The organism is Terriglobales bacterium (genome assembly GCA_035454605.1).
Classification (GTDB): domain Bacteria; phylum Acidobacteriota; class Terriglobia; order Terriglobales; family Acidobacteriaceae; genus DATMAB01.
Genome location: DATIGQ010000036.1, coordinates 1 through 12,546 on the forward strand (window position 1 = coordinate 1; position 12,546 = coordinate 12,546).

At 63.4% G+C, this 12,546-nt stretch carries 12 protein-coding genes; 3 read left to right on the plus strand and 9 right to left on the minus strand.

Going from position 1 to position 12,546, the window contains the following annotated elements; all coding sequences use genetic code 11:
• The 7 genes from VLE48_02465 to aroF all read right to left on the minus strand — a co-directional run.
• Positions 1-818 (minus strand): tagatose 1,6-diphosphate aldolase (locus VLE48_02465; GenBank protein ID HSA91847.1); only part of this gene is annotated, 818 nt, incomplete at its 3' end.
• 92 nt (positions 819-910) lie between these two features.
• On the minus strand, positions 911-1,888 hold the full coding sequence (locus VLE48_02470; GenBank protein HSA91848.1) for a hypothetical protein: 978 nt from the start codon (positions 1,886-1,888) through the stop codon (positions 911-913).
• Positions 1,889-1,935: 47 nt separating this feature from the next.
• Positions 1,936-3,801 (minus strand): class I tRNA ligase family protein, encoded by a 1,866-nt coding sequence (locus VLE48_02475; protein ID HSA91849.1) that lies wholly within the window; start codon positions 3,799-3,801, stop codon positions 1,936-1,938.
• A 126-nt stretch (positions 3,802-3,927) separates the two neighbouring features.
• On the minus strand, positions 3,928-4,509 hold the full coding sequence (locus tag VLE48_02480) for a class I tRNA ligase family protein (protein ID HSA91850.1): 582 nt from the start codon (positions 4,507-4,509) through the stop codon (positions 3,928-3,930).
• A gap of 19 nt (positions 4,510-4,528) precedes the next feature.
• Positions 4,529-5,464 carry a deoxyribonuclease IV gene (locus VLE48_02485; GenBank protein HSA91851.1) on the minus strand — a complete coding sequence of 312 codons (936 nt, stop codon included), beginning with the start codon at positions 5,462-5,464 and terminating at the stop codon, positions 4,529-4,531.
• Positions 5,465-5,472: 8 nt separating this feature from the next.
• Positions 5,473-6,627: a beta-propeller fold lactonase family protein gene (locus tag VLE48_02490; GenBank protein HSA91852.1), complete on the minus strand. Its 1,155-nt coding sequence runs from the start codon at positions 6,625-6,627 to the stop codon at positions 5,473-5,475.
• A 4-nt stretch (positions 6,628-6,631) separates the two neighbouring features.
• Positions 6,632-7,690, minus strand: coding sequence for a 3-deoxy-7-phosphoheptulonate synthase (aroF, locus tag VLE48_02495; GenBank protein HSA91853.1), 1,059 nt, complete (start codon positions 7,688-7,690; stop codon positions 6,632-6,634).
• A 180-nt stretch (positions 7,691-7,870) separates the two neighbouring features.
• On the opposite strand from aroF, the gene VLE48_02500 reads away from it, so the two are divergent.
• Entirely contained in the window at positions 7,871-8,926 is a 1,056-nt protein-coding gene (locus tag VLE48_02500) for a UDP-N-acetylmuramate dehydrogenase (GenBank protein ID HSA91854.1), read from the plus strand.
• Between the two features lie 5 nt (positions 8,927-8,931).
• On the opposite strand, the gene VLE48_02505 is transcribed toward VLE48_02500, so the two are convergent.
• Positions 8,932-9,789, minus strand: a complete 858-nt coding sequence (locus tag VLE48_02505) for a transporter (GenBank protein HSA91855.1) — start codon at positions 9,787-9,789, stop codon at positions 8,932-8,934.
• 203 nt (positions 9,790-9,992) lie between these two features.
• Between VLE48_02505 and VLE48_02510 the strand changes: the two genes are divergently transcribed.
• Both VLE48_02510 and VLE48_02515 read left to right on the plus strand, forming a co-directional pair.
• On the plus strand, positions 9,993-10,991 hold the full coding sequence (locus tag VLE48_02510; GenBank protein ID HSA91856.1) for a multicopper oxidase domain-containing protein: 999 nt from the start codon (positions 9,993-9,995) through the stop codon (positions 10,989-10,991).
• Positions 10,991-12,250 carry a hypothetical protein gene (locus tag VLE48_02515; GenBank protein HSA91857.1) on the plus strand — a complete coding sequence of 420 codons (1,260 nt, stop codon included), beginning with the start codon at positions 10,991-10,993 and terminating at the stop codon, positions 12,248-12,250. Before VLE48_02510 ends, VLE48_02515 begins: the two co-directional genes overlap by 1 nt.
• Here VLE48_02515 and VLE48_02520 read toward each other — a convergent pair.
• A partial coding sequence (locus tag VLE48_02520) for a TOBE domain-containing protein (protein HSA91858.1) occupies positions 12,225-12,546 on the minus strand: 322 nt, incomplete at its 5' end. The genes VLE48_02515 and VLE48_02520 overlap by 26 nt on opposite strands.

Here is a 12,546-nt window from a genome sequence, read left to right on the forward strand (position 1 = left end):
GCGAACTTGACGCCAGACTCGGCAGCCAGCTCCAGAGACTCCGTGAACTCGGCGTTGGAGACGCCGGCGGATAGATAGATGAACGGTTTGGTGGCGACGGCGGCAGCCCCGCGGAACAGGTCCATAGCTTCGTGTTTCGAATAGGCCTTCTGGCCGGCGTAAGAGCGCGCGCCCTCTATGAATTTCATGTTGATGGGCACCTCGACCTTCATGACGTCCACACCGTAACGGTCCTTGGTGAACTCCGCCATGGACTGGGTGACCACCTCGGGTTTCTTGCGGGCAAAGTCGAGGCCTTTCTCGTCCACACCTTCTTCGTAGCCCACAAATTCGAGGAAGAAGGGGATGTCGTTGGCTCGGCACTCGTCGCCGATGCGCTCCACCCAGGCATGCTTCCTGTCATTAATGTCCTTAGGATCGAAGGGCGTGTAATAGAGCAGGATCTTGACGCAATCGGCGCCGGCTTCCTTCAGGCGGCGCACCGACCAATTGTCCAGCAGGTCGGGCAGGCGGCCGGGGCCGGTCTTGTCATAGCCGGTCTTCTCGTACGCCAACAGCAGGCCGGCGTTTTTCGAACGCCGCTTGGACGCCGGCAATCCCCACTCCGGGTCGAGCAGAATGGCGCTGGCGTGCGCGGTGAGCACTTCCGTGACCAGCGATTTGAACTCTTCCATCATGGCATCGGAAACGTCGGCGCCCTTTTCCTTGGCCAGGGCCTTCTTGAGCGAGCCGCGCTGGTCCATGGCGGCAGCGCCGATCACGCCGCGACGGTCGCTGACGGCTTTGAGTCCGGCGAGCTTTCCGGGAGTCAGTTTCATAGATGCCTCCGAAAGGAATCTGCAGATTGCGGACACAACATTCTAGCACTCAGCATTCAGCAGTTAGCACTCAGAGCGACGATCTGATTGCACTAGACAGCGGGTGGCGCGGATGCGTCTTCGGCTTGGGTCGTGCCCGATACGGGCTCCGGCAGCGGAGTCACAGGAACGGTGGGCGCCGGCTGAGAGCTGATGCTGGACGGCTGAGCGCTCGCTTCCCCGATCCGTGCGTAGGCGGCGAGGCGTGCGATGTAGAGAAAATCGGCGACCGCGAAATATGCGAGCGTAATCAAGACCAGCAGCGCGGTAACGAGCCATCCGGGTGCTGTGCCGATAAGCGTCAGGGGAATGAGTGAAAGGACGATCGTGGCGCCGAGAAAAAACAGTCGCAGCAGGCCAAAAGCGGTGCTGGCGCCGGAAAACTGGCGCGCATGACGGCGCACGAAGTGGACGGTTTCGGCTACCGCCGCGAGAGTGTCCCTTCGGTCTCGCACCGCCAGCAATGGGGCGACGGATAGATACCAGTTCAATGTGCCGGAGAGAAGCGCGATCGCGAACCACACTGCAAGCGTCACCAGCAGGAACAAGCCGGTGCTGTTCTCTTCTCCGCGCGTGGCTGCCAGCCCGGCCACAAACATGGCCCCGCCGTAGGCCAGCAGCGTGGCCAGAGCAAGCGCTGCGCGCAGGAAGTTGATGCCGGCCACGGCGCGAATGTTGGTCCGGCCTTCTTCAGGGACCACAGCGCGCAGCGTCGCAGTTCGGCCGACCGTCGCGGCCGCCACCCACAGAGCGGCCACCGCCGGAAGAATCACGGCAAGAATCGCCAGCAGGGTCCCACCCGCTCCACGGAAGATCTCTGCGACTGCCTCCGCCATGAGGCTCGGAACGCGGCTGCGCAACAGAACCAAGTTGCTGTCAGAAACCTTGAGCGTAGAAAGGAAGCGGGCGGCACCTCCCGCCAGGATAGCGATCGCCCCCGCACCGAACGCCCATCTCCACGTGATCTCGGCCAGGGCCAGGCCGGGATTGCGCCCTACGGTGCGCAACCCGTCGCGGAACGGAGAAGGCATGCGGGAAGGATAGCACCCGACCGCCACTCGTCCGCATTGCGTCCGGACTAGCGAACGACGATGTTTACCAGCTTGCCGGGCACGACGATGGCCTTTACCAACTGCTTGCCGTCGAGTGCGGCGCGGACTTTTTCTTCTGCCAGGGCGCGCTTGCGTACATCGTCCTCGCCGAGGTCGGCAGGAATGAGCAGGCGGCTCCGCAGCTTGCCGTTCACCTGGACGGCGATCTCGATCTCCTCCTCCCTGGCCAACTCCGGATCGTAGGTCGGCCAGGATGCGCGCAGCAGGTTGGACTTCTCGCCGAGCATCTCCCAGAGTTCATGCGCGAGGAACGGCGCGAAGGGGGCGAGCAGCAAGCTGAGCGTGCGCAGCGCCTCGGCGACCAGAGTCCTGGGAATGATACCGCGGACGATGGCATCCTCCTGAGCGTAGAGCGCGTTCATCAGTTCCATCACCGCAGCGATGGAAGTGTTGAAATGCCAGCGGCCCTGAAAATCATCGCTGACCCGGCGGATGGTCTGATGGAGCTTGCGCTGCAAAGCGCGGGCCTCGGGTGACAGCGACGCAGCAACCTGCGGCTTTCCGGGTTGCGCCGCAACGGCGTGCGCATGCTTATGCGCGAAGCGATACACACGCCCCAGGAAGCGTGAGATGCCCTCGACGCCAGCGTCCTGCCAGTCGAGATCGCGGTCCGGCGGCGCCGCGAACAGCGTGTACAGGCGGGTGGCGTCGGCGCCGTAGCGGGCCACCATCTCATCCGGCGTCACCACATTGCCCAGGCTCTTGGACATCTTGGCGCCGTCCTTGATGACCATGCCCTGGGTGAAAAGCCGCGCCACCGGTTCGGAATTCTTGACCAGCCCGAGGTCACGCATGACCTTGGTCCAGAAGCGCGAGTAGATGAGGTGGAGGATGGCGTGCTCCACGCCGCCGATGTACTGGTCAATGGGAAACCAGTACGCGGCCACTTTGGGGTCGAACGGCGCCTGGTCGTTGCGTGAGTCGGTGTAACGGTAGAAGTACCAGGACGAATCCACGAAGGTGTCCATGGTGTCGGTTTCACGCAGCGCTCCCCCGCCGCAGCGGGGACAGGTGGTGTTGACCCAGTCTTCGGCACGGGCCAGGGGTGAGCCGCCTTCGAGCGTGATCTCCACATCCGCGGGCAACACCACGGGCAGATCCTCCTCCGGCACCGGAACGATGCCGCAGGCGTGGCAATACAGCATGGGGATGGGAGTGCCCCAATAGCGCTGACGACTGATTCCCCAATCCTTCAAGCGATACGTGACGGTTGCGCGCCCAAAGCCCTGCTTTTGCGCATACTCCGTCATGACGCGAATAGCCTCAGCGCAACCCAATTCGCTGAAATCCCCGCTGTTGATCAGGATGCTGTCGAGGTGGGTGAAAGGTAGCAGCGGCGGTTCGGCCTCGCCTTCTGCGGGAGGCTCGCCTTCTCGCCGCGGCAAGATGACCACGCGAATGTCCAGGTCATATTTCTTGGCGAAGTCGTAATCGCGCTCGTCATGTGCCGGGACACTCATGATGGCCCCGGTGCCGTATTCCATCAGGACGTAGTTCGCCACCCAGATGGGCAGGCGCTCGCCGTTGTAAGGATTGACGGCCAAGCGTCCTGTGGGAACGCCGTGTTTTTCAATGGCGCCGACGTCACCGACCTCGCGCGCCTTCTGCTGCTCGGCCAGGAGTTCGCGGACTTTCTCACCGAGCTCGGCATCGGCGGCAACAAGATCGGCGACCAGAGGATGCTGGGGCGCAAGCTGGAGCGAGGTGGCGCCGAAGATCGTGTCCACGCGGGTGGTGAAGACGGTGATGATGGAACCGGCCTGACCCGCAGGACCCTCGAGTTTGAAGTCGATGCTGGCCCCTTCGCTGCGGCCGATCCAGTTGCGCTGCATCACGCGCACTTTCTCCGGCCAACCCTCGAGTTCGTCCAGTTCGCGAAGCAGCTCGTCAGCGTATTCGGTGATGCGCAGGAACCACTGTTCGAGTTCGCGCTGCTCTACGGGAGTGTCTTCGTGCCGTCAGCAACAACCGCCTACGACCTGCTCGTTGGCCAGTACGGTGGCACAACGGGGACACCAATTGACGCGGCTCTTCTTGCGGTACACCAGTCCGCGCTCGTACATCTTGAGGAAGAACCACTGGTTCCAGCGGTAGTACTCGGGCTGGCAACTGGCGACTTCGGTGGACCAGTCGTACGCGAAGCCCAGGCGCTTCATCTGCGCCTTCATGTTCTTGATGTTGCGCAACGTCCATTCGCGCGGCGCAACCTTGGCCTGGATGGCGGCGTTCTCGGCGGGCAGGCCGAAGGCGTCCCAGCCCATGGGATGGAGCACGTTGTAGCCACGCATCCACATCTGGCGGGCCAGCGCATCGCCGATGGCATAGTTCCGGACGTGACCCATGTGCAACGCACCCGAAGGGTACGGCAGCATCTCCAGCACGTAGTACTTGGGACGCGGAGAAGACGCGGGCTCGGCGCGGTAGAGTGCCGCGTCTGCCTCGAAGCGCTCCAGCCACTTCTGATCGATGCGGTGTGGCTGGTAGCGCTCCTCCTGCGGGGCGGCGGGCGGTGCCTTCTTGGCTCGCTTGGGCTTGGTCATTCGTTGTCTGTTTGTCTCTTTAGCCAATGCCTTCCCCTGCCAGTCGCCGCAGCATCGTTACGTTCCTGCGGTCGTCGCCCGGCCTGTCGATCGGCGTCTCCGCGATGAAGGCGGCGTGCGCCAGCCGCGGATCGCGCAGCAAGCGGCGAAAAGCCTCCCGACCGATCATGCCTCGCCCGATGTGCTGATGACGATCCAGGCGCGAACCGCGCGCTGCCTTGGCGTCATTCGCGTGCCAGACGCGCACGTTGCCCAGGCCGACGGTGGCCTCCAGCTCGGCCAGCGTTGCCGCATATCCATCTTCGCTCACAATGTCGTAACCGGCAACGTGGGTGTGGCAGGTGTCAATGCAAGCTCCGGCGGGCACATGCGAACCGAGCCGCTGGACCAGCGCGGCGACTTCCTCGAAGGGCGCGCCCAGGGAGCATCCAGCGCCGGCCGTGTTTTCGATGAGGATGGTCAGACCGCAAGCCGCAAGGTCGAAACCGTCTGCGGCCCGGGCGACCGATTCAGGCACCCGCGCGATGCCCGCAGCGCGCGTCCCGCCGCGGAACGAGCCCGGATGCACCACCAGGAACTCGGTACGCAGAAGCATCGCACGCTCCACCTCCTTCCGGAACGCCGCTACGGAACGCCGGCGCAGCTCGGCGTCCGACCCCGCCAGGTTGATCAGATAGTTGGCATGGATCACGAGCGGCTTCAGCCGGTAGCGCGAGCGCAACTGGCAGAATGCCACGGCTCGTGCCGGAGAAATCTCCGCCGCTTTCCACTGGCGCGGGCTGGAAGAGAATATCTGAAAGGCGTTGCAGCCCAGGCGCCAGGCACGCTCCGCGGCGTTCTCCACGCCCCCGGCCACGGAAGTGTGGATGCCGATACGCCGCAGCATGCTCACGGCCGGACGCCGCGGCAAAGCGGGCTTGCGAACGTCTTGCTCTTCGGCCATGGAGCGCGCCACGGCTGCTCCTATTCCGGCGCCGGGTGCGGCAGGAAAGGCTTGATGGCGATCTGGTTGGGCCGCTTGCCGACCGGCACCAGGGTGAGCAGCCGCAGTGTGGGCACGTCGACGTCACGCGCCCGGTCGCGGACCACCGCAGTGCGAATCACAGCCACGTCGCTTGATCCCGAGTTCACCACCAGAAGGTGATCCTGTGCCGGAGTCAGCGCCAGCGCGTCTGGCCGGCTGCCGACGTGAAGAGTGGTGAGCAACCGGCCGGTATCGATGCTGAACATGGCCACGGTGTCGGAGCCGAAATTGCTCACGTAGAGATACCGGTTATCCGCGCTAACCACGCCGCGCACAGGATTTTCCCCTATGAGATAGCTGCCCCCAACCTCGTTGGTCGTCGTGGTGATGTCACTGAACGTGTTGGAATCGTAGTTGGCAACAAAAATCTGGCCGCCATCCGGCTTGAGAGCAAGGTGAATGGGTGTTTTGCCTGCATCCAGCAAGGCCAGCAACTTGTCACTGGAGAGGTCCACGGCGGCGACCTGGGCCGAGCCGGTGCAGGCGATGAACGCCTTGGACGAATCGGGCAGCAGCGCAATGTCTTCCGGCGACTTGCATAGCGGGATGGTGGCGCGCACCGCGAGCTTGGCTGCGTCGAGGATGGCGACCGCGTCCTGGGCCCGAAGCGAAACCACCACCAGCGTTCCGTCAGGAGTCACGCGGGCCAATCCTGGCGACGCGCCCACGGGCACGGTAGCGATGACGGCGTGCCTCTCCAGATCGATCACGCTCACGTTGCCCGAACCGGAGTTAGCCACATAGCCGCGCTTGCCGTCGGCCGCAACGTCAATGAAATAGGGTCGATGATGGACGCCAATCGTGGCCACCACGCGGTGGTGGACAGTCTCGATGACACTGACGTTGTCCGAGCCCGAGTTCACCACGTAGATCTCGCTCTTCCGGGGATTGGCCGCGATGCCGGTCGGGTTCTCCCCTACGCGGATGGTGGTGGTGGACCGGAAGCTGAGCAGGTCGATGACCGTGACCGTATCTGAACCACCGTTGGTGACGTAGGCAAAGGCAGGAACGCGATCAGACGGCTGGGTGCGGCAACCACCAAGGATGGCGCCGACCGTCAGGGCCCAGACGGCGAATGCTTGTGCCCGACTCAAGGTACTAGTGGGTGGCGGCAGCTTGCGGGCTGGAGGCGGGCGCCGAAACGCTCCGCCGGAGCACGGCAGCGATCTGGCGAATCTCGTTCATCAGGGTATCGAATTGATCGGGATACACCGACTGCTTGCCGTCGGAAAGGGCGCGGTCGGGGTCGCTATGGACCTCGATGAGAAGGCCGTCAGCGCCCGCGGCCACGGCCGCCCGCGACATGGGCAACACCTTGTTCCGCTTGCCTGTGCCATGGCTCGGATCGACGAGGATGGGCAGATGGCTCAGCCGCTCCACGGCGGGGACCACGCTGAGATCCAGAGTATTGCGGGTGTGGTCGGCAAAGGTGCGGACCCCGCGCTCGCACAGGATCACGCTGTAGTTGCCCTCGCTCATGATGTACTCGGCCGCCATCAGGAACTCTTCCAAGGTAGCCGCCATGCCGCGTTTGAGCAGCACAGGCTTCCTGGCGCGGCCGGCCCGCTTGAGCAATGAAAAGTTCTGCATGTTGCGGGCGCCGATTTGGATCACGTCGGCGTACTCCTCTACCAGGTCGAGCGAGTCGCTATCCACCGCCTCGGTAACGATACGCAAGCCGAACTGCCGGCGCACATCCGCCAGGATGCGCAAGCCTTCTTCGCCCAAGCCCTGGAAGGAGTACGGTGAAGTCCGAGGCTTGTAGGCGCCGCCACGGAAGAACTGGGCGCCGGCGCGCACAACACGCTCGGCCACGGCCGTGGCCTGTTCGCGGCTCTCCACGGCACAGGGGCCGGCGATGATGGCCAACTCCGTGCCCCCAATGGTCGCCGGCGAATCGGGAAAACGGATGACGGTTTTCTCTTCCTTGACGTCGCGGCTCACCAGCTTGTAGGGCTTGGTGACCCGGATGACTTCGGCGACGCCAGGCATTTCCTCGAGGCCACCGCCTTCGATCGGGCCCTGGTTTCCGGTGATGCCGATGGCGGTGCGCGACGCCCCCGGCATGGAATGGGCGCGAAAGCCCAAGCTCTCGATCTTGGCGCAGACCGCTCGCACCTGCTCTTCGGTAGCGTGCGTCTGCATCACGACCAGCATCTTCAGTTTCCTCGGGAGGAACCAGTGTAAACGGCGCCCGCGGGTTCCGGCAATCAGCCGCCGAGCGTTGCAGACTTGGCGTTTCTTGCAACGCCTTCATCCGATTCACCGAGTTCACACTGACGAATGCAATCGGGGCGTGAGCGACGCGGATGGCCCGGCGTTGTATCCTGAATCGGATTGAAGATCCGGGAGCACATCCCGCTCGCACCCCTCACCACCCTGAAACTCGGCGGGCCCGCTCGCTACCTCGCCGAGGCGGCAACCGTGGAAGAGGTGCGAGCCGCAGTGGACTTCGCTCGGGGCCGTGGACTGCCGCTGTTTGTGCTGGGTGGCGGCAGCAATCTGGTAGTGGCCGACGGCGGCTTTCCCGGCTTGGTGCTGCGTATATGCCTCACGGGCGTCGAAGCGCGGCAGGAAGGCGATAAGGCCATTTTCGAAGCCGGCGCCGGCGAGGACTGGGACGCGTTCGTGGCGCACGCGGTCTCCCAAGGGTGCGCTGGGCTGGAGTGCATGAGCGGCATCCCCGGCACGGTGGGCGGCACGCCCATCCAGAACGTGGGCGCCTACGGACAAGAGGTCGGGGAGACCATCGATGCGGTCCGCGTCCTGGACCTTGAAAGCAATCAGGTGCAGGAACTGTGCAATCCCGCCTGCGAGTTTGCCTATCGCTCCAGCGTCTTCAACACCAGCCGCCGTGGGCGCTACATCGTGCTTGCCGTGCGCTTCGCGCTGGAGCCGGGAGGAACTCCACACATCGTCTATGCCGACCTGAAAAAGCACTTTGCAGGACTGGATGGCCTCCCCTCGCTGGCGGAGGTGAGGCTGGCCGTGCGGCAGATTCGCCTCAGCAAAGCCATGCTGATCGTCGAGGGCGACGAAGATTGCCGCTCGGCAGGCTCCTTCTTCAAGAATCCCGTAGTCAGCGAGGAACAGTACCGCGCTTTGGCTGAGGTTGCAGCGGGCCGCAGCCTCTCGGTGCCACGCTTCACCGTCCCCAGTGGACAAGTGAAGGTGCCGGCGGCGTGGCTGGTAGAGCAGTCGGGTTTTCCCAAGGGCTATGCGCGAGGTTCTGTGGGCATCTCGCGAAAACACGCACTGGCCATCGTAAACCGGGGCGGGGCCTCGGCTGCCGAAGTCGTGGCCTTGAAGGATGCGATCCAAGCTCGCGTCGAGGAAATGTTCGGAGTCCGGCTGGTACCGGAACCCGTCTTCCTGGGATTCGAGGGGGATTAGTTGCCCTACGTTCCGCCTGTTTTTCTGCGGAAGGGGTGCTCGAAGCTCAGATACAGGATCAATCCCTTCTCTCCACTGCTGGGGCCCACCCCCACCGGTACCGCAACTCCAGGGACGATCTGCAGCCCGTTGGAGAAGTTGTGCGCCCAGCGAATGCCCGGGCTGAGCAACAGACTGCCTTCGCGGCGGGTCGTGCCGGGCGCCACCACGGTGTCCATGCTGCTCCAGAGGGTTTCCAGCATCACGTTGAAGCGAGGATGTGCCAGCCAGACGAAGCTCTGGCCCAGGTTGTAGCCGGCCACAAACGCCTTGTCGCCGGCCTCGTTTCTGGCGGATGGGATGAACGTCGCACCCGCATTCCAATGGGTCACGAGACGGCGAGCGGGTCGGATGCTGACGGGCAGGTTGGTCTGCACACCGACGCCACCCGCGCTTCTTCCCTGCCGGTAGTCGCCGGTGGGCACCAGGAGACTGACGCGTGGGGAAAAGGCGAAGCGGGCGCTGGCGTCGCCCACGGCCTGATAGCGGTAGTTCAGCGCCAGATCGCCCAAGCCTCCACCTGAACCGGAAAGCGCTCCCGCATGCGCCGCTGAAAGTGTGTAGCTCAGCTGGTTGCGTGGCGCAGCGTTCACCGGCCACTCCTGGGTGAAGGTGTAGGTCCAATCGCGGCTGTTCCAGAAGCGCTGAAAGCTCTGAATGTGCTGCACCACTCCCCACTCCTGGTTGTAGGCCTCTTCGATAAGGAAGCTGTTGTCGGCGATGGGAGCAGGCTCTTCATCAGCCAGCGAAGTCGTGGGCGTACTTGGTGAACGTTCGGACTCGTCGGCATTGCGGGATTGGCCAACCGGAGTATGGAAAGTCATGTCCTCCTGCGCTACACCAAACTGGCTACACAGAATCACAGCCAGGCAGAGAACTAGACACATCCTGGAATAAGCTATGCGCAAGATTCCGTAATTAATTAATATTGGCATATATCAGTTAACGTATGTTAACATAAGCTCCAAGTTTCGGGGTGGAGGTTGTGATGGGTGGGCGTGGCAGACTTTCAGCAATCATCAGCGTAATGGTCGTAATCGCGGCCGGGTTCATTCTGTTAGGCGCCCGGGACAGCGACCAGCCTGCGATATCTATCGAACAAGCGGCGCGCGCCAACGGACACCACCATCCACCCACCTTGGGCAGCGGCCTCTACCAGTACGAACATCCCGGACGCCGCCGTTTCGACCCGCAGCAGGTGTTCAACCCTGAGTTGCCACCACCTACACCGGCTCCCAACGGCATCCGCGAGTTCACACTCGTGCTCGAGGAGGATCAGTTGCACGAAGTCGCCCCGGGAGTGAAGATGCCAGCCTGGACCTTCAACCGCTCCGTCCCCGGCCCGGTGTTGCGCGCCACCGAAGGCGACACCATCCGCGTCACGCTGGTCAACAAGGGGAAACTGCCACACAGTATTCACTTTCACGGCATCCACCCGGCCAAGATGGATGGCGTGTTCGAGATCGTGCCGCCGGGCGCGCAGTTCACCTATGAATTCGTGGCTGCGCCGTTCGGCATCATGCCCTATCACTGTCACACCATGCCGACCTCGCAACATATCCACAACGGGCTCTACGGCATGATGATCATCGACCCCAAACAGGGGCGCAAGCCGATGCGCGAGCTGGCCATGATGATGAGCGCCTTCGATCTGGACCGCGACGGCGAGGCCGACTTCTACGCCTGGAACGGGCGCGCCTTCCAATACGCCGACCACCCGGTTGCATTGACCCGGGGTGAGCCAATCCGCATGTACGTGCTCAACATGTTCGAAGAACGCATGGTGCCCCACCTGCACGGAAACATGTACCAGCTCTATCCCTCCGGCACTTCGCTGCAGCCCTCTGAATATACGGATGTCAAGACGCTCAACATTGCCGAGCGGGCGGTCCTGGAGTTCCAGTACGACTTCCCTGGCTTCTACATGTTCCAGTGCCACGTCAGTGAGCACATGGAGCAGGGTCTGATGGGCTGGTTCAACGTCGTCGAGCCCAAGGCGTTAGTGGCAAAGAAAGACGTGCGCTGATGGCTGAGTCCGTGGCGGAAAGGCAGATGGAAGACCTTGTGGCTCACGACCAGACGGCGGCCGCAACAAGCTCCGTCGCCCGCAGGGGGTCGCGCGCCGCGATCATCGCCAGTGCATTGCTTCCCGTCATGCTGCTGGCCGGGATCCTCTACCTGTTGGTGCAGCGTGGCACCGGCCTTGCCCTCGCGCCACCGGCTCCCATCGAGCGGATCGAGTTCGAGCGCGTCGAACTCTATCCAGGAGAGATCCGCGCCCACGTGATCAACAGCGGCCCCGAATCGGTAACCATCGCGCAAGTCCAGGTCGGCTGGCTCAACCGCGCCAGTTGGGAATTCACGGCAACGCCGAGTGCCACCATTCCGCGATTGGGCCGGGCGGTGGTGCGCATTCCCTATCCCTGGGTGGCTGGCGAGCCCTATGAGGTGGTCTTGCTCACAGCCAATACTCTGGTCTTCACTCACGAGATCGCCATTGCTGCCGAAACGCCCGTCGCTGGCGGCTCCACGCTGGGAAGTCTGGCGCTGCTTGGTGTCTATGTCGGTGTGATCCCGGTCTTTCTGGGAATTGGTTGGCTGCCGTTCCTTCGAGCCTTGCCGCAGCGCGGGTACTACTTCTTCTTGAACCTCACGTTGGGCCTCCTCGTGTTTCTCGGGGTGGACGCGCTCCACGAGGCACTAGAGAACGCGGCGCTCGTGCCCGGTCCCTACCAAGGCATCGCGCTCATCCTGATCGGCCTTAGCCTAAGCATTCTCTTGCTGTACGCCATTTCCGGCCGAGTGAAGGGCCGCGAAGGATCGGGAGGAAACGGCCTGCTCCTCGCTTACACCATCGCGCTCAGTATTGGCCTGCACAACCTGGGTGAGGGACTGGCCATCGGCGGAGCGTACGCGCTGGGCGAAGTCGCGACCGGAACCCTGCTCGTGCTGGGATTCACGCTCCACAACCTGACCGAAGGCGTGGCGGTTGTTGCGCCCGTGGTTCGCTCCCGGTTCCGCTGGGTGCATCTGCTCTGGTTGGGGCTGCTCGCAGGTCTGCCTACCATCGCAGGTACCATGGCCGGCGCACTGGCTTATAGTGCGCTGTGGTCGGTGCTGTTTCTGGCTGTAGGAGCCGGCGCCATCATCCAGGTCGTTATTGAGATCACGCGTCACCAGATCCGCGAGTCCGGAACGGCGTCCCTGGCCAATGCGTTCAACGTAGCCGGCTTCGCGGCTGGTCTGGCCGTCATGTATGTCACCGGACTGTTCGTGACGGTGTAACCGCATCTTCCGCCAGCAGGTGGCAGGAGTAAGTCTTAATCACCAGCCACACCCGCCGCCCGTTCTCGAGTTGGAGCGATTCCCCAGCGCCGGGCGTGAGGTGAACCTCGAACTCGACACCGCACTGCACTCGCGCGACCAGCGTGATGTCCACCTGCCGCAGGGAGACAACGCGGCCCTCCAGGACGTTGCGCGCGCTGAGTTGGGCGGGCGGCATCGTGGCCAGCAGGATGTCGCCAGCGCGTACGGCGACGCGAACCGCATCACCTAGGTTCAATCGCGCCAGCGGGACTTCA